Annotated in this window: 14 protein-coding genes; 8 read left to right on the top strand and 6 right to left on the bottom strand. The window is 68.0% G+C overall.

Features of this window, described 5'->3' with window-relative positions; genetic code table 11:
• The gene (gene fabD / locus TSB10GB4_RS09090; protein ID WP_186395484.1) at nucleotides 1–942 is read right to left on the bottom strand and encodes an ACP S-malonyltransferase; all 942 of its coding nucleotides are present in this window, start codon (nucleotides 940–942) and stop codon (nucleotides 1–3) included.
• Between the two features lie 398 nt (nucleotides 943–1,340).
• On the opposite strand from fabD, the gene rpsF reads away from it, so the two are divergent.
• The 4 genes from rpsF to tyrS all read left to right on the top strand — a co-directional run bounded on the left by rpsF (nucleotide 1,341) and on the right by tyrS (nucleotide 4,355).
• Complete coding sequence (gene rpsF, locus TSB10GB4_RS09085; RefSeq protein ID WP_186389278.1) at nucleotides 1,341–1,793, top strand: 30S ribosomal protein S6; 453 nt, start codon at nucleotides 1,341–1,343, stop codon at nucleotides 1,791–1,793.
• 12 nt (nucleotides 1,794–1,805) lie between these two features.
• A complete protein-coding gene (gene rpsR, locus TSB10GB4_RS09080) occupies nucleotides 1,806–2,054 on the top strand; it encodes a 30S ribosomal protein S18 (protein WP_186389277.1) in 249 nt (82 codons plus the stop codon).
• A gap of 90 nt (nucleotides 2,055–2,144) precedes the next feature.
• Nucleotides 2,145–2,729: a 50S ribosomal protein L9 gene (gene rplI, locus TSB10GB4_RS09075; RefSeq protein ID WP_186389276.1), complete on the top strand. Its 585-nt coding sequence runs from the start codon at nucleotides 2,145–2,147 to the stop codon at nucleotides 2,727–2,729.
• 372 nt (nucleotides 2,730–3,101) lie between these two features.
• Nucleotides 3,102–4,355 (top strand): tyrosine--tRNA ligase, encoded by a 1,254-nt coding sequence (tyrS, locus tag TSB10GB4_RS09070; protein ID WP_186395483.1) that lies wholly within the window; start codon nucleotides 3,102–3,104, stop codon nucleotides 4,353–4,355.
• A 79-nt stretch (nucleotides 4,356–4,434) separates the two neighbouring features.
• Here the strand turns inward: tyrS and TSB10GB4_RS09065 are convergent, their stop codons facing one another.
• Nucleotides 4,435–7,707 carry an AsmA-like C-terminal domain-containing protein gene (locus TSB10GB4_RS09065; protein ID WP_244570870.1) on the bottom strand — a complete coding sequence of 1,091 codons (3,273 nt, stop codon included), beginning with the start codon at nucleotides 7,705–7,707 and terminating at the stop codon, nucleotides 4,435–4,437.
• A gap of 198 nt (nucleotides 7,708–7,905) precedes the next feature.
• On the opposite strand from TSB10GB4_RS09065, the gene TSB10GB4_RS09060 reads away from it, so the two are divergent.
• The 3 genes from TSB10GB4_RS09060 to TSB10GB4_RS09050 all read left to right on the top strand — a co-directional run bounded on the left by TSB10GB4_RS09060 (nucleotide 7,906) and on the right by TSB10GB4_RS09050 (nucleotide 10,807).
• A complete protein-coding gene (locus TSB10GB4_RS09060) occupies nucleotides 7,906–8,376 on the top strand; it encodes a peroxiredoxin (protein WP_186389273.1) in 471 nt (156 codons plus the stop codon).
• A gap of 81 nt (nucleotides 8,377–8,457) precedes the next feature.
• Nucleotides 8,458–9,309: a ferritin-like domain-containing protein gene (locus TSB10GB4_RS09055; RefSeq protein ID WP_186395481.1), complete on the top strand. Its 852-nt coding sequence runs from the start codon at nucleotides 8,458–8,460 to the stop codon at nucleotides 9,307–9,309.
• Between the two features lie 118 nt (nucleotides 9,310–9,427).
• On the top strand, nucleotides 9,428–10,807 hold the full coding sequence (locus tag TSB10GB4_RS09050; protein WP_186395480.1) for a peptidoglycan DD-metalloendopeptidase family protein: 1,380 nt from the start codon (nucleotides 9,428–9,430) through the stop codon (nucleotides 10,805–10,807).
• Between the two features lie 90 nt (nucleotides 10,808–10,897).
• Here the strand turns inward: TSB10GB4_RS09050 and prfB are convergent.
• The 3 genes from prfB to TSB10GB4_RS09035 form a co-directional block, all read right to left on the bottom strand.
• A protein-coding gene (gene prfB / locus TSB10GB4_RS09045; RefSeq protein ID WP_186395479.1) for a peptide chain release factor 2 occupies nucleotides 10,898–12,029 on the bottom strand; the annotation gives its coding sequence in 2 pieces (ribosomal slippage) (nucleotides 10,898–11,959 and nucleotides 11,961–12,029; 1,131 coding nt in all).
• Nucleotides 12,030–12,232: 203 nt separating this feature from the next.
• The gene (locus TSB10GB4_RS09040) at nucleotides 12,233–14,683 is read right to left on the bottom strand and encodes a penicillin-binding protein 1A (protein WP_186395478.1); all 2,451 of its coding nucleotides are present in this window, start codon (nucleotides 14,681–14,683) and stop codon (nucleotides 12,233–12,235) included.
• Between the two features lie 237 nt (nucleotides 14,684–14,920).
• Nucleotides 14,921–16,273, bottom strand: a complete 1,353-nt coding sequence (locus TSB10GB4_RS09035; protein WP_244570865.1) for an N-acetylmuramoyl-L-alanine amidase — start codon at nucleotides 16,271–16,273, stop codon at nucleotides 14,921–14,923.
• 916 nt (nucleotides 16,274–17,189) lie between these two features.
• Between TSB10GB4_RS09035 and TSB10GB4_RS09030 the strand changes: the two genes are divergently transcribed.
• A complete protein-coding gene (locus TSB10GB4_RS09030; protein WP_186395477.1) occupies nucleotides 17,190–19,895 on the top strand; it encodes a ribonuclease E/G in 2,706 nt (901 codons plus the stop codon).
• 286 nt (nucleotides 19,896–20,181) lie between these two features.
• Here the strand turns inward: TSB10GB4_RS09030 and TSB10GB4_RS09025 are convergent, their stop codons facing one another.
• Nucleotides 20,182–20,703 (bottom strand): DUF4405 domain-containing protein, encoded by a 522-nt coding sequence (locus tag TSB10GB4_RS09025; RefSeq protein ID WP_186395476.1) that lies wholly within the window; start codon nucleotides 20,701–20,703, stop codon nucleotides 20,182–20,184.
• Between the last annotated feature and the right edge of the window lie 446 nt (nucleotides 20,704–21,149).

Below are 21,149 nucleotides of genomic sequence, written 5' to 3'. Positions count from 1 at the left end.
TCAGGCGAGCCGCTCCAGCAGGGCTGCGATATCGTCCGGCGTGTTGACGGCAATGCCGGTCATATCCTTGGAGATGCGCTTGACCATGCCGGTCAGCACCTTGCCGGTGCCGATCTCGTAGGCCGTGTCGACGCCGGCCGAGGCCATCCACTCGATGGATTCGCGCCAGCGCACCGTGCCGGTCACCTGCTCCACCAGCCGGCGGCGGATCTCGTCCGGGTCGCTGGTCGGGCTTGCGAGCACATTGGCGACCAGCGGCACGGCCGGAGCGTTGAAGGTGACGCTCTCGAAGGCGGCGGCCATCGCCTCGGCGGCAGGCTGCATCAGCGCGCAGTGGAAGGGCGCGCTCACCGGCAGCAGCACCGCGCGGCGGGCACCGCGCCCCTTGGCGATCTCGATGGCGCGCTCCACCGCCGCCGTGTGGCCGGAGACCACGACCTGGCCCGGCGCATTGTCATTGGCGGCCTGGCAGACCTCTCCCTGCGCGGCTTCCGCAGCGACGGCAGCCGCCTCGGCATAGTCGAGGCCGAGCAGCGCGGCCATCGCCCCCTCGCCCACCGGCACCGCCTGCTGCATCGCCGTGCCGCGAATGCGCAGCAGCCGCGCCGCATCGCCGATCGACAGCGTGCCGGCGGCGGCCAGCGCCGAATATTCGCCGAGCGAGTGGCCGGCCACATAGGCAACGCTCGCGGCAAGGTTCAGGCCGCGCGCCTCGGCCGCGCGCATGGCCGCAAGGCTCACCGCCATCAGCGCCGGCTGGGCGTTGGCCGTCAGCGTCAGCTCTTCGGCGGTGCCGTTCCACATGATCTCGCTGAGCTTCTGCCCCAGCGCCTCGTCCACCTCATCGAACACCGCCCGAGCCTCGGCGAAGCTGTCGGCCAGGTCCTTGCCCATGCCGACAGCCTGGCTGCCCTGTCCCGGAAACGTGAATGCGATACTCATTGGCGCTGGCTCCAACATCCCTTGGCGCGGCCGGATTCGCGTCTGCCCGTCCGCCTTGTCGCAAAATGTGCCGCAAAGAGACGTCGCAGGCACACACTGTCAAGGTGGTGCAGAGAAAAATCGCGCGCAATCCCTTCGCTCCGCCTTGCGAAGCCGCGCAACTGGTGTATAAGCCACGCTTCGTTCGGAACTCTGGCCGGGGGCTGAACGGAAGGTCCGCCGCATGCCCGCATCTCTTCAGTATAGAGGAGAGGCAGGCGCCAAGCGGGCAGGACGGCACAGTGCCGCCCGTCTTCCCGTGTCTCCGCCTTCGAAGTTGCTTCGTCCGCCTTTCTTGAGGGCTCGAAGAGGCTTAGCGCCGGGTTCCGGGAACTGAAACGAAAAGAAAGGCGCATCTCATGCCGCTTTACGAGCATGTGTTCCTGGCTCGCCAGGACGTCTCGGCCCAGCAGGTCGAGCAGATGGTCGAGCAGTACAAGTCCCTGATCTCCGAGAACGGCGGCACCGTCGGCAAGGTGGAGACCTGGGGCCTGCGCACGCTGGCCTATCGCATCAACAAGAACCGCAAGGCGCACTACACGCTGATGAATCTGGACGCCTCTCCGGCCGCCGTGGCCGAGATGGAGCGCCAGATGCGCATCAACGAGGACATCCTGCGCTTCATGACGCTGCGCGTCGAGGAGCACGAGGAAGAGCAGTCCGCGATGATGCAGAAGCGCGACCGTGACGACCGCCGCGGCGGCCGTGGCGAGCGCGGTGAGCGTGGCGACCGCGGTGATCGTGGTGACCGCGGTGATCGCGGCGGCCGTGACCGCGGCGATCGCGGCCCCCGCCGCTTCGACGACGAATAAGGAGCAAACGCAATGGTCGATATCGCACAGCTTCCGACGCGCCGCCCCTTCTTCCGCCGTCGCAAGACCTGCCCGTTCTCCGGCGCCAGCGCGCCGAAGATCGACTACAAGGACATCCGCCTCCTGCAGCGCTACATTTCCGAGCGCGGCAAGATCGTGCCGAGCCGCATCACCGCGGTGTCGGCCAAGAAGCAGCGCGAGCTCGCGCGTGCCATCAAGCGCGCCCGCTTCCTCGGCCTGCTGCCCTTCGTGATCAAGTAAGATCACGACGTTCCAATCGGCTGGGACAGGCCGGCATGCCGGCCGTCCCTAACCGCGCCAGGCGCGGGACAGACGAAAAGGATTACGACAATGCACATTATTCTTCTCGAGCGCGTCGCCAAGCTCGGCCAGATGGGCGAAGTGGTGCGCGTGCGCGACGGCTTCGCGCGCAACTATCTGCTGCCGCAGGGCAAGGCGCTGCGCGCCACCAAGGCCAACCTGCAGCGCTTCGAAAGCGAGCGCGCGCAGCTTGAGGCCCGCAACCTGGAGCGCAAGTCGGAGGCCGAGTCGGTCGCCAAGACGCTCGACGGCCAGAGCTTCACGGTCATCCGCCAGGCTGGCGAGACCGGCCAGCTCTACGGTTCCGTGTCGACCCGCGACATCGCCGACGTGATGACCGAGGGCGGTTTCTCCTCGGCCCGTTCGCAGGTCCGCCTCGACCGTCCGATCAAGACCATCGGCCTGCACGAGGTCGCCATCGTCCTCCATCCGGAGGTCGAGGTTTCGGTGACGCTCAACGTCGCCCGCTCCGCCGACGAGGCCGAGCGCCAGGCGCGCGGCGAGGATCTCTCCGCCCGCGAGCAGGACACGTTCGAGTTCGAAGAGGACGAGGACGAAGAGGCCGAGGGCGAGGAAGCCGCTGAGGCCGAGGCTGGCGAGGAAGAGGCTCTCTGAGCCGTTCCCCTCTCGCCCCATGAACGAGAAGGCCCTGCTCCGGCGGGGCCTTTTTGTTTTGGTTCTGCGCTCGCCAAGCGAACCTGTCACTGCCGCGTCATCCGCGCCTGCTACCAAAATTCCGATGTCGGCGCGACCCAACCCTCGCCCGGCCTCGACCCGCAAAACTTCACAGCGGCCGGCCTGTCCGGCCGTTTTTTTGTTCGCGGGTCCCGGAGCCCGTCCGCCGCTTGCGCTTTTTGCGATCAAGCCGCCAGCGGCCTGATTTCTCCGTGATCTTGGCAAGCAGTTCGGCTAAGAGGTGCGGGCCCGGTGCGTCCCGCGCGGGCGGTCCGGGTTTCCACACACCCTTTCAAAATGGACACAAGGGAAATGACCGCTTTCAAATCGGAGTTCTTGAAGACCCTCAGCGAACGGGGCTTCATCCATCAGATCTCGAACCCGCAAGGGCTCGACGATCTGTATCGGTCCGAGACGGTCACCGCCTATATCGGCTTCGACTGCACGGCCAAGAGCCTGCATGTCGGCTCCCTCGTCCAGATCATGATGCTGCACTGGATGCAGAAGACCGGGCACCGCCCCATCGCCTTGATGGGCGGCGGCACCACGCGGATCGGCGACCCGTCGTTCCGCGACAGCGCCCGCCCGCTGCTGGACGATGCCCAGATCGAGGAGAACAAGGACGGCATCCGCAAGGTGTTCGACCACTTCCTCACCTTTGGCGAGGGCCCCAAGGACGCCCTGATGCTCGACAATGCCGACTGGCTGATGAGCATCAAGTATGTCGAGTTCCTGCGCGACGTCGGCCGACACTTCTCGGTCAACCAGATGATCCAGCGCGATGCCGTGCGCACCCGCCTGGAGCGCGAGCAGCACCTCTCCTTCCTGGAGTTCAACTACATGCTGCTGCAGGGCTACGACTTCGTCGAGCTCTACCGGCGCACCGGCTGCCGGGTGCAGATGGGCGGCTCCGACCAATGGGGCAACATCGTCTCCGGCGTCGATCTCGGCCGCCGCATGGAGGAAATCGAGCTCTTCGCGCTGACGACGCCGCTGCTCACCACCGCCTCGGGCGCCAAGATGGGCAAGACGGCGGAAGGCGCGGTCTGGCTCAACCCGGACATGCTGTCGGCCTATGACTACTGGCAGTTCTGGCGCAACACCGAGGATGGCGATGTCGAGCGCTTCCTGAAGCTGTTCACGGTGCTGCCGCTCGACGAGATCGCCCGCCTTGCCGCTCTCGGCGGGTCGGAGATCAACGAGGCGAAGAAGGTGCTCGCCACCGAAGCGACCGCCATGGCGCATGGCCGCAAGGCTGCCGAAGAGGCCGCCGAGACCGCGCGCCGCGCCTTCGAGGAAGGCGCGCTGGCCGAGGGACTGCCGACGGTGGAGATCGCCCGCGGCGAGCTGGAAGCGGGGCTCGGCCTGCTGGCCGCCTTCGTCACGGCAGGCCTGTGCGCCTCCAACGGCGAGGCGCGTCGTCAGGTCAAGGGCGGCGGCCTGCGCGTCAACGATGTGGTGGCGCAGGACGAGAAGCGCGTTCTTGGGCCAACCGATCTCGTCGAGGACGGCGTCATCAAGCTCTCCCTCGGCAAGAAGCGCCACGTGCTGCTGAAGGCCGTCTGAGCCGTCAAGCCACTGCCGACACGACTGCAGCCCCCCGGGCGCTCGCGCCCGGGGGTCTGTCGTTCTGGGGGCATCGCCCTCAGCGGTATTCGAAGATCTTGCGGAAGATGCCCGGCGCCATCGCCGAGGCCGGGTTCACCGTCAGCACCGGATCGGCGAGCGACCCCGTCAGCCGATAGGTGACGCCGATCAGCCCCTCGTCGGCCCCGCCGCCAAGCGCGAAGCCGAGGATCGGGATCTTGGCGAAGAGATTGTTGATGGCGAAGGCCGGCACGAACGTGCCCGTCATGTCGAGCGAACGGGTCGCGAGATCGACATTGCCCGAGACCGTGCCGCCGATCGTCGGGCCGGCCAGCGTGCCTTCGGTGACGGTCAGCATGTCGCCGCTGCGGCGGAACACCAGCTCCAGCACGCTGAAACTCGCCTCGCCACGACGCTCCACTCCGGCAAGGACCTGGTTGCGGCGCGGATCGCGCGCATCCAGCACCGCCGGGCTGCGCGCCAGCGCCTGGATCGCCGGATCCTCGGTGATCGCCAGCCGCTTGATCTTGAAGTTCCCGTTCCAGTCATTGGCCGTCGGCATGGCGATCGAGAGAATGCCGACACCGCCCCGCATGCGCTGGTAGAGATTGGCGAAACGCAGGATTGCGCCCGTATCCTGGAAGGTGCCGGTCACTTCGCGGCCCGCCCCTTCCCCGGTCATCCTCACCTGGAACACCGACCTGCCGCCCGACGAGCCGGACAGGTCGAGCGCCCGCAGATCGCCGCCCGTCTTCGACATGGACAGCGACACGCCCGACAAGGTGACGCCGTTGAAGCCGATCAACTGCCCGACCTCGGCGGTGATCTTCAGCGCGGTCTTGTCGCCGCCGCCGGGTCCCCCCTTGCCGCTGAGATTGGCGACCAGCCCGCGCGCGTCGAGCCGGTTCGCCCGCAGGTCGACGGTGATCTGCTTGCCGCGCTTGGACAGCCGCAGGCTGGCATCGTCGCTTGCCCGCAAGGCGAAGCGCGAAAACTCCGCCCGCTCCAGATCGCCCGCTGCAGTCAGGGTGATGTTGCCCTCGACCTCCACGCCCTCCGAGGTCAGCCGGAACCCGCGGATCTCCCGCTGTCCGCCACTCTCGCTCATGCGGAATTGCGCGCGCGCGGCAACGCCAGGGCTCTTGCTCCAGCCCAGATCCGCCAGTTCGATGGAGGCCCGCGTGAGATCCACCTGATAGGACTGCCCGGCCTCCGTCTCCTCGGTCGTCAGCTTGAGCGGACCGTTGACGAAGCCGCGAATGTCGATACCGCGCTCGGCGAGCTGGGCTGCCGTCGCCTCGATCACCACCCCCTGACGGGCGGCGACCGCCTTGCCGTCGGCGTTGTCGAAGGGCACCACCAGGTCCAGATTCGCCGGCAGCCCGTCGAGCTTTCCGCGTCCCTTCAGCGACAGGCTGCCCTCGTCGACATCGAATGTGAGATCGGCGCCGCTCAGCTTGTGTCCCCGGATCGCCCGGCTGTTGGAGAAGCCCTTGAGCGAGCCGGACAGGTCCCAGTCGACATCGTCGACACGAACATCCTTGACCAGCGCAAAGCGTGCGTTGAGCGTCATCGCGCCGGATCCGGCGACGTCCTCCGGCGCCAGGTCGTTGCGCGACAGCACCGTGAACGGCTCGGCGTCGAGCAGCGTCGCCAGCGACTTCGCCGGCCCCTTCGCCGTCAGCTTGAGCACGCCGGTCTTGGTGCCGCTCTCGCGCAGATCCGGCACCTGGAACACGGTGTCGCTGATGGCAATCTGCTCGCCCGGCCGCGCCACCATCACGCCTGAGGACGACGTGACGGTCAGCACTTCGTCGGCGACATGGATACGCCCCGACAGGCCCTGGGCCACCGGCACCGTGCCGACCGTGCTGAGGCTCAGATCGGAAAAGGCAATGTCGACCTGCACGTCGTCGCCCGACCACCCGGCTTCCGGATCGTCGACGTCGAAGGCGGCCGGCCGCAGCGAGACCATCGCCCTGCCGCTGTCGATCCGCCCGTCGACCAGATGCTCGATCACCCAGGCCCGCGCCGGCGGCATCATGGTGATCGGCCACAACCGCTTCAGGCTCGCGACCGACATCGGGCCGCTTTCAACCGCAAGGGCCATGTAGAGGCCGTCACCGCCGGCGCGCACCGACCCGGCGCCATCCATCTCGGCCGCACCCGAACGCAGCGCCAGCTTGTCGAAATGGAGCTCTCTCTCTTTGAGGTCGGCGCGCCCCTCCGCCAGGAACGCCTCCATCTCGAAAGGCGGGCCCGCCACGTCCGAGGGGCCGATGCGCGCGTCCCGCGACACGATGCGGAAGGACCACATGTCCTGCCATTCCCGCGGCGGCTCCACCAGCCCCTCGAACGGCAGGACCGTGTTGCCGTACTGGTAGAGGGACGGAACCACGCGAAAGCCGGGGGTTCCGGCCTCCCAATAGAGTTGAATGTCGATCTTGTCGAAACCGACCACGGTGTGACCGGTGTTGATCCAGCCCGGCGAGACAATGACGCCGGCCCGCGTCGTGTCGAACGCCCCGTCCGCGCCCATGGCCACGTCGAGCCGGGCCCGCACCGGGATGCCGAGCCCCTTGCCCGCGTCGACCGAGGACTCGACGGAGACGAACTCGCCCAGCGTGACGTCGTACAGGTCGACCCGCATCAGGCTCTCGCCGGTCTCGGGGTCGACAGAGCGGCGGGCCTTGGCCTTCCACTGGCCGAGCCGGCCGGCGATCTCGGCATCCGCCTGCAGCGTGCCGTCGTCGGCCCTGGTCAGTTCGGCGTCGATGCCGCGCATGCGATAGGTCTTCTCGCCCTCCGCGACGATCTCCGCCGAGACCAGTTCGATCCGGGCGATGCCGCGCTGCGCCAGTTGCGCCGTGGCAAGCCGCGCCATGCGATCGGCCGCCTCGGCGATCACCGCCATGTCCGGGATCTCGCTCGACGAGGCGGAGCGCGCCGCATTGGCAATGCTCAGGCGCGCATGTTCGAGCCGGATCTCGGACAGGCGCATCTCGCCTTGCAGAAGCGCCAGCGGGTCGAGCGGCGCGGACACGCGCGGCACTTGCAGCGAGAGGCCGTCATCCGCCTCCGCCTCGATCGACAGGTCCAGCAATTCGGCCTTGGGCGGCAGACCTTCGGAGAGATCTATGGTCACCGCCCCCACCCGCAGCCGCGCCCCCGGCGCCAGCGCGCCCTCGGAGAGATACTGCGCCAGGTAAGGCATGGAGACCGGCCCGCTGCCGAAGGTCACCGCCAGCCCGCCAAGGGCGGACACGGCCAGGATGCCGACGATCACCAGCACCACCCGCCAGGGTCGGCGACGCCGCCGGCCATGCAGCACGTCCCGCAAGGGCCTGTCACGATGTATGAGGCGTTTAAGCAGTGTCCCGGTCCTTTGGGCGTGGCAGGCTGATCATCCGCGAATCGGAATGATCATACTATGTCCGCGAAAGGGGATCCGAGCCGGTCGGTAATACGTATCCGCAACTGGCAGGGATTCGTGGACTATCCCTCCCCCAAATGACCAAAGGAAGGCAGCATGACGGAAATCACGACAGGAATCGCCGCACCGGATTTCGAGCTCGAGCGGGACGGCGGCGGCACGCTGCGCCTGTCCGATCTGCGCGGCCGCAAGGTCGTGCTCTACTTCTACCCCAAGGACGACACGCCGGGCTGCACCAAGGAGGCCATCGCCTTCACCGCCCTGGCCTCGGAGTTCGAGGCAGCGGGCGCGGTCGTCGTCGGCATCTCGCCGGATACGGCGGCCAAGCACGACAAGTTCAAGGCCAAGCACGACCTCTCGGTGATCCTCGCCGCCGATCCGGACGCCGCGGTCGCCACCGCCTGGGGCGTCTGGGTGGAAAAGTCGATGTATGGCAGGACCTATATGGGCGTGGACCGCTCGACCTTCCTGATTGACGGGGCCGGCCAGATCGTCGAGACGTGGCGCAAGGTCAAGGTTCCCGGCCATGCAGAGGCCGTGCTGGAGGCCGTCCGCGCGACCCGGTGAGCCGTCGTGGGGCCCGCCGCCGCGAAGCACTCCGCATGAGAGCCGTGCGGCGGCGCCGCCCGTAACGCCTTCGGAGCTTGCATGCGCGTCTCACCAGGCAAGGCCGACACGGCCGACTTCACTCCCGCATCCCTTGCCTGCGGCGCGCGCCGCGTCGTGGCGGCCCGCTCGCTGGACGAGAAGACCGCCGTGGCCCATGCCACCGCCCGCGCCTGGTTCGGCCGCACCTTGTCGCTGCGCCGGCGCACCGGCGGCGAGCGGATGCCGGACCAGCCCGGCCGTCCCGAGACGCCGATCCTGCTGCCGCCCCGCGACATGCCCAAGCGCGCCATCGGCGGCACCTCGGGCCGCATCGCCCTGCTGCATTCCCTCGCCCATATCGAGCTCAACGCCGTCGACCTCACCTGGGACATGGTCGGCCGCTTCGCCGACCGCCCCCTGCCCCGCTCCTTCTTCGACGACTGGGTGCGCGTGGGGCTGGAAGAGGCCAAGCATTTCTCGCTGCTGCGCCGGCGGCTGGAGGAGCTCGATTCGCATTATGGCGCCCTGCCCGCCCATCACGGGCTGTGGGAGGCGGCCGCAAGCACGGGCGATGATCTCGCCGGCCGGCTGGCGGTGATTCCCCTGGTTCTGGAGGCGCGCGGCCTCGACATCACCCCGCCGATGATCGAGAAGGCGCGCGAGCGCGGCGACCCGGAAACCGCCGCGATCCTGGAGATCATCTATCGCGACGAGAAACGCCATGTCGCCTTTGGCGCCAAATGGTTCCGCTATCTGTGCGACCAGGACCGCCGCGATCCCGAAGCCCGCTTCCAGGAGTTGGTGCGCCGCCATTTCAAGGCCGGCTTGAAGCCGCCGTTCAACGACCGGGCACGCTCGGAAGCCGGACTGACGCCCGGCTTCTACCGACCGCTGGTTCGCCTTACCGGCTGAATGGATTCTCGAATTCGGACAGTTCCTTAGCTTTTGTTAACCTTAACGGGCGCATGATCGGAGCCGAACGAGGTGCCGCGTGAGTGTCTGGCACCGCCGGGAACGGGTCCACAGACGCATGACAGGACACGCTGCAAACGGCCGCAGGGACTTCGGCAAGCGCAAGGAGCCGCATCGGGTGATCATCGCCCGCGGCGACCATGTCCGCAGCTTCACCATCTCCCCCCTGATGGCGGGTCTGGCGACGACGGTCGTGGCCGCGCTTGCGGTCGGCTATATCGGCGCCACCGCCTATCTCGTCCTGCGCGACGACATCATCCAGTCTTCTGCCGAACGTCAGGCGCAGATGCAGCTCTCCTACGAGGACCGCATCGCCTCGCTGCGCTCGCGCATCGACCAGCTCACCAGCCGCCGCGTGCTCGAGCGCCGCAGCATCGAGGAGCAGCTCGCCGACGTGGTCGAGCGCCAGCGCGATCTCGACACCCGTCAGGCGCGCGTTTCCGGACTGCTCGCCAAGGCGGCCGAAAGCGGCATTCGCGTCGCGGTCGCCGGACCGGTGCCGCCCGCCAAGCCGGCCAGCCTCGCCATCGACACGACCAATGCGCCCACCGGCATCGGCGGCACGCCGGAGCCGATCGAGATCTCACCGCTGCTGAGCCTGCGCGGCACCCGCTCCGAAGACAATGCCGCCGCCGAGGCCGCCGCCCGTCAGGGGGCCGCCGCCCCCGGCAAGCCGCTGCGTGACCTCGCCCCGGCCGGGCCCTCTGCCGAGGGCGCCGCCGCCGGTCCCGACCGGCGCATCGAGATCATCGAGGACGTCAATGCCGCGCTCGACCGCATGGACAGCGAGGCGCACGCGGCGCTCGACGTGATCGCCGTCACCGCCGAGCGCGACGCGGCGACCATCGCCGATGCCGCCGACCAGCTCGGCCTGCAGCTTGCCGGCGCCAAGCATCTGCCGGCCTCCGGCCAGGGCGGCCCGTTCGTGCCGCTCGCCGACACCGATTTCGATTCGCGCATCCAGCGCGCGGAGACGGCGCTTCTCGCCCTCTCCCAGGTCAAGGACGCCGCCCGTGGCATCCCGCTCGCCTCGCCGCTTCCCGGCGCCGAGCTCTCCTCCTCCTTCGGCCCGCGCGTCGACCCCTTCCTCGGCCGCATGGCGATGCATACCGGCCTCGACTTCCGCGCCGCCACCGGCGAGGTGATCCGTGCGCCGGCGCCGGGCAAGGTGATCTTCGCCGGGCGCAACGGCGGCTATGGCAAGTCGGTCGAGATCCGCCACCCGAGCGGCGTCGTCACCCGTTTCGCCCATATGAGCCGGATTTCGGTGAACGAGGGCGAGACGGTCGCGACCGGCGCCCGGCTCGGCACCGTCGGCTCCACCGGCCGCTCCACCGGCCCGCACCTGCATTACGAAATCCGGGTCAACGACCGGCCGCTCAATCCGGCCCGCTTCCTGCGCACCGGCGAGAAGATCAGCCCGCTGCTCGGCGACTGACCACCGCTCCTGCAGACCCACAAACGCGAAACGGCGCCCGCGGGCGCCGTTTCCTGTTGCCTGGCCTCATACTGGCGAGCGGAGTGGCCGTCAGTCCACGTCCTCGACCGTCTCCGGCGCGCCGCCAAAGGCGCGCTGCGCCAGCGTCGCTTCCATGAAGTCGTCAAGGTCGCCGCCCAGCACGCCGGTCGGGTTGGTGCTCTCGACGCCCGTGCGCAGGTCCTTCACCAACTGGTAGGGCTGCAGCACATAGGAGCGGATCTGGTGGCCCCAGCCGATCGAGGTCTTCGACGCCGCCTCGGCATTGGCCTTCTCCTCGCGCTTCTGCAGCTCCAGCTCGTAGAGCCGCGCCTTCAGCATCGACCAGGCGGTCGCCCGGTTCTTGTGCTGCGAGCGCTCCGACTGGCACTGCACCACGATGCCGGTCGGCTGATGGGTGATGCGCACCGCCGAGTCGGTCGTGTTGACGTGCTGGCCACCCGCGCCCGAGGCGCGATAGGTGTCGATGCGGCAGTCGCTCTCGTTCACCTCGATCTCGATCGAGTCGTCGATGACCGGATAGACCCACACGGAGGCGAAGCTGGTGTGCCGCCGCGCCTGGCTGTCATAGGGCGAGATGCGCACCAGCCGGTGCACGCCCGATTCCGTCTTCAGCCAGCCATAGGCGTTCTCGCCCTTGACCTTGAGCGTCACCGACTTGATGCCGGCTTCCTCGCCGTCATGAAGCTCGAGCACCTCGACCTTGTTGCCGTGCTGCTCCGCCCAGCGGGTGTACATGCGCAGCAGCATGCTCGCCCAGTCCTGGCTCTCCGTGCCGCCGGCGCCGGAGTTGATTTCCAGATAGGCGTCGTTGCCGTCGGCTTCGCCCGACAGGAGCGAGGCGATCTGGCGCTTGTTGACCTCGCTGCGCAGCGCCTTCAGCGCCGCCTCGGCCTCGCCGATCACCTCCTTGTCGCCTTCCATCTCGCCGAGTTCGATCAGTTCGAGATTGTCGGCAAGGTCGGCTTCCAGCCTGCGCACGCCGGTCAGCCCGTCATCGAGCTGCTGGCGCTCACGCATCAGCTTCTGCGCCTTGGCAGGGTCGTTCCAAAGGGTCGGATCTTCGGACGCAGCGTTCAGTTCATCCAGACGGACAATCGCGTTGTCCCAGTCAAAGATGCCTCCTCAGCAGGCTTATGGCCTGCTTGATTTCGTCGACCACGGCCTCGGTTTCAGCGCGCATCGCCGTCCTTTCTCGCCAGTTGGGGGTTGCAGTTCGAAAAGAGGGACGCGGCGAAGGCCAAAGGCCCGGCGGCGCGTCCGTTTCGGTCGCGGACCATAGTTGATCGGCTCGCCGATCGCAAACGCCGCGGCCGGGTCTCCCCCGCCGCGGCGCCGAAGATTTCAGGTCCAGACATACGGCAGTGCCGAAGCGGACGCGTCAGGTCAGTACAGGCCGCCGGTGCCGCTCATCACCGCCTGCCCCGCTTCCGGCGAGACCGTGCGCGGAATGCCGATCTCGTCCTGGAAGCCGATGATCGAATATTCGTCCGGCGGCGCCGTGCCCGGCTTGAAGCCTTCCAGGATCGTGCCCGGCGTGCCGGCGCCCGCGCGCAGGCCCGTCTGCCGGTTGATCGGGATGAGCTGCAGCCCCTTGGGCACGCGGAACTCGACCGGCGGGCTGTCCTTCAGCGCCGCCTGCATGAATTCGGTGAAGATCGGCGCCGCTACCTGACCGCCGGTCGCGCCGCGCCCCATCGGCTTCGGCGTGTCGTAGCCGACGAACACACCGACCGTCAGATCGGGCGTGTAGCCGACGAACCAGGCGTCCTTCTCCTCGTTGGTCGTGCCCGTCTTGCCGGCGACCGGACGGCCGAGGACCTTGATGCTGGTGGCGGTGCCGCGCTGGACGACGCCTTCCATCATCGAGGTGATCTGATAGGCGGTCATCGGATCGAGCACCTGCTCGCGATTGTCGATCAGCTCCGGCTCGCCCTGGTTCGCCCAGTGATCGGTGGCGCAGGTCTCGCAGATCCGCTCGTCATGGCGATAGACGGTCTTGCCATAGCGGTCCTGGATCCGGTCGATCAGCGTCGGCTGCACCTTGCGACCGCCATTGGCGATCATCGCATAGGCGGTGACCATGCGCATGACGGTGGTCTCGCCGGCGCCGAGCGACATGGACAGAACCGGGGTCATCGCATCGTAGATGCCGAACCGCTTGGCATATTCGGCGACGAGCGGCATGCCCATGTCCTGTGCCAGACGCACCGTCATCACGTTTCGCGACAGTTCGATGCCGACGCGCAGGGTCGAGGGGCCGTAATACTTGCCGCCATAGTTCTGCGGCCGCCACATCGGCAGGCCGGGGCCCTGCGCCATCTCGAAAGGCGCGTCCATGATCACGCTGGAGGGCGTGTAGCCGTTGTCGAGCGCCGCCGCATAGAGGAACGGCTTGAACGACGAGCCCGGCTGGCGATAGGCCTGCGTCGCGCGGTTGAACTCGCTCTGCGAGAAGGAGAAGCCGCCGACCATCGCCAGCACGCGGCCCGTATAGGGATCCATCGCCAGCAGCGCGCCGGAGACGCTCGGGAACTGGCGCAGCTCGTAAGCCCCGTCCGCTCCCTTCTCGACATAGACCACGTCGCCGGGCGACAGCACGTCGCCGACGCTGTTCGGCGAGCGGCCGCTGACCCGCGCCCATTTCATGCCGGCGAGCGGCAGGGACACCCGCTCGCGCTCGCTCGACAGTTCGCCGCTGGCCAGCCGGCCCGGCTTGAGGCCGACCTCGGCGCGATCGCCAGACGTCGACAGGACCACGGCAAGCTGCCACTCCGGCACGTCGGACATGCCGTCGATCCGGGACAGGTCCGCGCCCCAGTCGCCCGCGCCCAGCTCGATCTTCTGCACCGGGCCGCGCCAGCCCCCGCGGCGCTGGTCGAAGGCGATGAGACCGTCCATCAACGCCTTGCGCGCGATCACCTGCAGCTTCGGGTCGAGGGTCGAGCGCACCGACAGGCCGCCTTCGTAAAGGCGCGTCTCACCATAGAGATTGGCGATCAGCCGGCGCACCTCCTCGGAGAAATATTCCGAGGCGAAGAGGTGGGTGCCGCGCGAGCGCAGCTTGACGGTCAGCGGCTTGGCCTTGGCTTCCTCGGCCACGAGGCTGTCGATGTAGCCGTTCTCGACCATGCGGTCGATCACCCAGTTGCGACGCTCGATCGCCGCATCGCGCTCGCGGAACGGGTGGTAGTTGTTCGGCCCCTTCGGCAGCGCGGCGAGATAAGCCACCTCCTCCAGGGTCAGCTCGTGCACCGACTTGTCGAAATACAGCAGCGAGGCGGCGGCGACGCCATAGGCGCCGACCCCGAGATAGATCTCGTTGAGATAGAGCTCGAGGATCTCGTCCTTGGTGTAGGCCTGTTCGATGCGCAGGGCGAGGATCGCCTCCTTGACCTTGCGCTCCATCGACACTTCGTTGGTCAAGAGGAAGTTCTTCGCCACCTGCTGGGTGATGGTCGAGGCGCCCTGCGGCCGGCGGCCGCTGCCGTAATTGCGGAAATAGGCGACCGCCGCACGGGCGATGCCTTCCGGATCGATGCCGAGATGGGAATAGAAGTTCTTGTCCTCGGCCGAGATATAGGCCTGCTTCAGCAGGTCGGGGACCGCCTGGATCGGCAGGAACAGGCGCCGCTCCTTGGCATATTCGGCCATCAACTGGCCGTCGGCCGCATGCACGCGGGTCATCACCGGCGGCTCGTAATTCTTGAGCGCGGTATAGTCCGGCAGGTCCTCGGACAGGTCCTGCAGGAACAGCCAGATGCCCGTGGCCACGAGCAGACCCAGCACGGCACCGATGCCGAACAGGTAGCCGAAGAGTTTGATCAGGAACTTCATATATCCGGCTCGTCTATCCCGGTAATCTCGATCTTGCGATGCGCTGGCCGGTCTTCCGGCCGGCCCGGACGGAGCGAACTTGCGCCGCGCCGTCATGCCCCCGTTACGATCCCGGCGCAATAGCGGATCGGGACCGCGCTGCCCCTTGTTCCCTGTCGCGGGCGCCGCTCGCGGCCGCGTTTGAGAACCCCCACTCCTTCCGCGACCAATATGGCGATGCTGAGGCGGAGCCCCACCTCACTCCACCTGCTCCTCCGAGTCGGTCTTGGCGGTGACCGCGGTCGTGTGCGAAAGCTTCATCGCGCCATCGCCGAAGCGGCGCCCGAAATAGCCGTCGATCGCCGCGACCAGCGCCTGCGTCATGCGTCCGCGCCACTCCTCGGTGGTCATCAGCTTCTCGTCCAGGCGGTTCGACAGATAGCCGAGCTCGACCAGCGCGGACGGCACGTCATGCGCCGTCAACACGCGGAAACCGGCGGATCTGTGCGGATTCTTGACCAGTTGCGCGGTGCCGCGCAGTTCGTCCACCAGCGTCCGGGCGAACAGGAAGGAGAACTTCTTGGTTTCCTGGCGAGCCAGGTCGATGAGGATGTCGGTGACGTCGTCCGGCTCGTTGGCAAGGTCGATGCCGGCGATCACGTCCGAGCGGTTCTCGCGCTCGGCAAGGGCAGCGGCGATTTCGTCGCTCGCCGTCTCCGACAGGGTGTAGACGCCGGCACCGCGCACCTGGTCGCGGCCGATTCGCACCGAATCCGCATGGATCGACAGCAGCAGGTCGGCCTCCAGCTCGCGGGCTATGTGGACCCGCTCGCGCAAGGGAACGAACACGTCTTCGTCCCGCGTCATCCGCACCTCGTAGCGCCCGCTCGCCATCAGCCTGTCGCGCAGCAGCCGGGCGAAGTCGAGCACGATGGCCTTTTCCAGCGTGCCGGTGGTGCCCCGGGCGCCCGTGTCGATGCCGCCATGGCCGGGGTCGAGCACGATCAGCGGCTTGTCGCGGCGGCGGGTGGCGGTGAGCTTGTCGCCCTTGCGCGCGGCCTGAGGCGCCGGCGTCTTCGCCGTCTCCAGGAACGTCTCGCGGCTGGTGCCGACAAGATCGAGCACCAGCCGCGCCGGCTGGTCGGAGACCGGCGGCAGCACGAAGGACTTGTCGACCGCGACCGGTCCGGAAGCGTCGAGCACGATGCGCGACTTGCCGGCGGCGAACATGCCGAAGCGCCAGGCGGTGATCAGGCCGCGTCCGTCCTGACCGGCCGCCGCCGGCAGGTCGAAATTGACATGCGGCAGGTCGATGACGACGCGATAGGGATCGGACAGGGTCGAGACGGCGAAGTCCACCGGCGCGGACAGGTCCATGATGAAGCGGGTGCGCGCCTCGTCGCCGGCGATCCGCGCCTCGCGCGCCACCGCCTGCCCCGCCGCGCTCCCGGAGGCCTGTTCGGCCAGGGCCGGACCGGCAGCAAGCACCAGACCTCCAGCCAGCGCCAGACCGGCGGCCAAGACCAGGCCGCTCGCCAGCACAGGGCCGCGCGCCGGCGCCAGACGGGCAACCAGCGCCAGCAGACCTGTCATGCGCGCGATGATCGTCACTCGATATGCCTCTCGCCGGTCCCTGCCCGCCCCGCCGGTTTACTGCAGCAAGATGTACCTCGGGGCAAGTTAACCTTTCATTGACGATACGACGCCCGCTGCACGGATGCGAGGCAGAAGCGGCACGATGCAAGCCTGGGTCAGTGTCCTTCCGTCAGCCTACTTGCCATATGCCTTCCGCGACCGTAAAAGAAATGCGACGGGTCCGGGAGTTGAAGCTGATTCAGCCTGGATCGTTCTGGTGCCATCTGGCGGCGTCCGGTCAAGCCAACTGTACTTTCGTAAACAGCGAACGATCAATTGGCAGCGGCGCCCGGCAGGGTGGCCATCGAATTCGTGCGTTCCCGGTCTGCGTGGCGAAGGCCGAACACCGGGAACCGGTCGATGGTGCCGCGTGTCAGCGATGCCTCGTGCCAGCAACGGCGCGCCGCGTGTCGACGACACCCCGCATTCCGGACGCTTGCGTCCCGACCGGCGTTCCGCAGCGCCCCTGGCCCCGCTCATCGGCGGCGCTTCGGGCATCGGCGACGGAACGATGCGCATGAAGCGTCCGGCAGCGCACTGCGCGGCCGGCACACGATGGCCGCAAGGCTGGCCGGAGCCCCGTCTCGGCTTGCCACCGACGGCCGCCTCAGCGCCCGGCAAGGCAGCCGACAGGACTGACACATCCGGCCCGCCGCAAGGCGGCGGCCGCCGCAACATGGCTTACTGGGCGCTGCAATGAACCAATGCGCGAAGACGATCCTGAAGGGACACGAGGCCGCCGTCACCGGCGTCGCCGGGTCCGGACGGATCGCCGCGCGGTGCAGCACCCCTTCGTCTTTCATCACACCGCAGAACAGGACGGCCGCCTTCGCGCGGATCCGGGCCGGCATAACAAGCCGCCCGGGCGCGACGGTCGTGGAGACATCCATCAATGGCAAACAAAATGCTGATCGACGCCGCGCACCCGGAGGAGACCCGGGTCGTCGTGGTGCGTGGAAACAGGGTCGAGGAATTTGATTTCGAGGCCGCGAACCGCAAGCAGCTTCGCGGCAACATCTATCTGGCCAAGGTAACGCGGGTCGAGCCGTCGCTGCAGGCGGCCTTCGTCGACTATGGCGGCAACCGGCACGGCTTCCTCGCCTTCGGCGAGATCCACCCCGACTACTATCAGATCCCGGTCGCCGACCGGCAGGCCCTCATCGAGGAAGAGGAGGCCGAGGCGGCCCGCGCCGACGACGACGAGCGCCCCTCGCGCCGCAAGCCGAAGGCCGCCAGGCCCGCCAGCCAGGAGAACGGCGAGGCTGTCGCCTCCGAGGAGAGCGAGAACGGCGAGGACGACGTCGAGTCGGTCGGCGCCGAAGACGCGATGGAGGAGGTTCCCCAGCGCGTCCGCAAGCACCGCAAGCAGTACAAGATCCAGGAAGTCATCAAGCGCCGGCAGGTGCTCCTGGTGCAGGTCGTCAAGGAGGAGCGCGGCAACAAGGGCGCGGCGCTGACCACCTACCTGTCGCTGGCCGGCCGCTATTCGGTCCTGATGCCGAACACCGCCCGCGGCGGCGGCATCTCGCGCAAGATCACGACCCCGACCGACCGCAAGCGGCTGAAGAAGATCGCCTCCGAACTGGAAGTGCCGCAGGGCATGGGCGTGATCCTGCGCACCGCCGGCGCCAGCCGCACCAAGGCCGAGATCAAGCGCGATTTCGAATACCTGATGCGGCTTTGGGAGAACGTGCGCGACCTGACGCTGCAGTCGTCGGCGCCCTATCTCGTCTATGAGGAGGGATCGCTGATCAAGCGCTCGATCCGCGACCTCTACAACAAGGACATCGACCAGGTGCTGGTCGCCGGCGACGACGGCTATCGCGAAGCCAAGGACTTCATGCGCATGCTCATGCCGAGCCATGCCAAGAACGTCCAGCCCTACAAGGAGGCGACGCCGGTTTTCTCGCGCTTCATGGTCGAAAGCCAGCTCGATGCGATGTTCTCGCCGCAGGTGACGCTGAAGTCGGGCGGCTACATCGTCATCAACCAGACCGAGGCGCTGGTCGCCATCGACGTCAACTCCGGCAAGTCGACGCGCGAACACAATATCGAGGACACCGCCGTCCAGACCAATCTGGAAGCGGCGGAGGAAGTGGCGCGCCAGCTCCGGCTGCGCGACCTGGCCGGCCTGATCGTGATCGACTTCATCGACATGGAGGAGAACAAGAACAACCGGGCCGTCGAGCGCAAGCTGAAGGACTGTCTGAAGAACGACCGCGCCCGCATCCAGGTCGGCCGCATCTCGCATTTCGGCCTTCTGGAGATGTCGCGCCAGCGCATCCGCACCGGCGTCCTGGAAAGCTCGATGACGCCCTGCCCGCATTGCCACGGCACCGGCATGATCCGCTCGGTGGAATCGGTGGCGCTGCATGTGCTGCGTTCGCTTGAGGACCACCTGCTGAAGGGCGCGACGCACAATCTGATCGTCCGCACGACGACCGAGGCGGCGCTCTACATCCTCAACCAGAAGCGCGGTCACCTCGCCGACCTGGAGGAGCGGTTCGGCCTCGAGGTCACCGTGCAGGCCGGCCATATGGACAATGGCCAGCACTATGTGCTGGAGCGCGGCGAGCCGATCGAGGCGCGCCCGAACATCGCCCCGCGCATGATCCAGCCCTCGACCGTGATGCCGATGACGGTGGACGAGGCCGACGAGATCGATGAGATCGACGAGATCGAGGAGGACGAGGAGGCCCCGCGGTCGTCGTCCGGCCGCGACGAGAGGGCCCGCGACGAGAGCGACGGCGAGGACGGCGCCCGCAGCAAGCGCCGCCGCCGCCGCCGGCGCCGGCGTCCGTCCTCCGAGGAGGATCAGCAGCGGACGCAGGGCGTTGCCGGCGACCGGGCTGACGAGAGGACCGGCGAGAGCGACGACGAGAGCCTTGAGGACGGCGAGCCGGACGGCGAAGCCGAGGCCGGGGCGAGCGAACGCGGCGAGGACGGCGACGAGGACGAGCGGGCCCGCCGCAAGCGCCGCCGCGGCCGCCGGGGTGGCCGCCGCAGCCGCCGCGACGGCGAAGGCGAGAACGGCGAGAGCGAGAGCGACGAGCCGGTCGCGCAGGCGTCGGAGACCTCCGGCGACGGCGAGAGCGACGCCGAGGCCGGGACTGAGGCCGAGACCGAGGCTGGGGACAGCGTGAGCGAGGCGGTGGCGCACGAGGCCGGCGACGAGGGGGCGGAGAGCCCCGACGCGCCGGCGGACGAGGCTCCGGCCGAGACGGTTTCCGAAACGGTTGTGGGCACGGACGAGCCGGTGACCGAGCCGGTCGTGGAGGCAGCGGCCGAAGCGCCCGAGGCCGAAGCGCAGGAGCCGGCCGAGCCGGCAGCACAGATCGCCGCGGACGCCGAACCTGCTGAAGAGACGAGCGAAACGACGCCTGAAGACGGTTCTGAAGACCGTTCTGGGGACGCGCCGGCGGAAGCTGTCGCCGAGGAGGTTACGCCTGCGGCCGAGCCCGAGGTTGCGGCCGAACCGGCGGCTCCCAGCGAGCCTGTCGTGGTGCGCGAGACGGTCGCCAAGGACGGCAGCAGCGAGGAAACCGACCCGGACGGCCCGAAGCGGTCCGGCTGGTGGCAGCGCCGCAGCTTCTTCTGATCTTTCATAAATGACATGACGACGGCGCCTGGGGACATCCGGGCGCCGTTTTCGTTTTGCGGAATTTTGAGAAATTTCGAGACGGATTTTGCAAAATTCCGTCTCGAAATCGCGAAAATTCGAGACACGCGCGCAAATTCGACCGGCGATCCGGATCGGCCGGCGGCGGGGATAAGCCGGGACCGGCGCAGGCCGGCACGCCCCTCGCCCGCCCCCTTGCGTGATTGCCGTATCCCCGCGCTATCCCCGGGCCACGCGAAACTTGTCCCCGCCCGCCGGCCTGCGGCTATAGTCCTTGAGCGAAGGCCACGTCGGCGATCAGCGCCGGGCCGGCGGGCTTGCCCGAGGCGCTGGCGATCTCGGCCAGCGAGGCGGCGGCGAGGTCGCCGTCCGGCGCCACCCGGTAGCCCTTGGCGGCAAGACGCTCAGCCAGCGCCTGCGGCGTCAGGTCGAACAGCGGCGCGACCTCGGCGATGCTCCCCTTCTCCAGGGCGCCGAGGGCGGCGCGCATCGGATTGCCGCCGCTGGTCCCGGCGGTCAGGACCGGCACGGCAAAGGCCAGGGAGGCGGCAAGGCCGAGGGCTGCCGGGACGAGAAGCTGGCGGCGCTTCAGATAGACGGTGAAGCCGTTCCAGTTGCGCCACAGGTGCAGGGCGACGGGCGCGAGCAGCAGCATCGACAGCCATTCGTGCATGCCGTGAAACACGGCGCTGCTCCAATGGAAGAACAGGGCGACGCCGGACACGGCGGAGACGGCGAAAAGGATGATGGTGAACGTGGTTCCATGGGTTTTCAGGACGCGCAGCATGGGGCTCTCCGAAACTGATCTGCCTCCTCTGCGGCAAGGCGTGGCAGACCGGCGCGCGCCCGGCAACGGCCAGACTGTAACGGAGTGTCGCAAGGCGTGGCGCCGCGACAGATCCGGACAGTTTTGATGGGCGGGCGAGAGGACCGCGTGGGCGAAGCGATGCCCTGGAGGTGAGGCATTGCCGTGCAGGGCGGCTTGTTCTCACGAACGCTCTGGCAGCCAATGGGCACCGGGTCGCGCTGGCGGGTTCGGTCGCAAGTGCCTTCGCGAGGCCCCCGGCTCTCCGGTCCCGTTGGGGTGGACGGCCCCCATCCGGCGCCGTTTTGCGCCAAGATGATGGTCCCAACACATCGAAGGAGCCGCCCAATGAACGAGATTACGCGCATCGGCATGGACACGTCCAAGCATCTCTTCCAACTCCACGGGGTTGATGCCGCCGGAGAGAC

The sequence above is a fragment of the Stappia sp. TSB10GB4 genome (assembly GCF_900185745.1).
In the GTDB taxonomy this organism is placed as follows: domain Bacteria; phylum Pseudomonadota; class Alphaproteobacteria; order Rhizobiales; family Stappiaceae; genus Stappia.
Note: the sequence above shows the minus strand (reverse complement) of the source record. Positions and strands in the feature narration are given on the sequence as shown.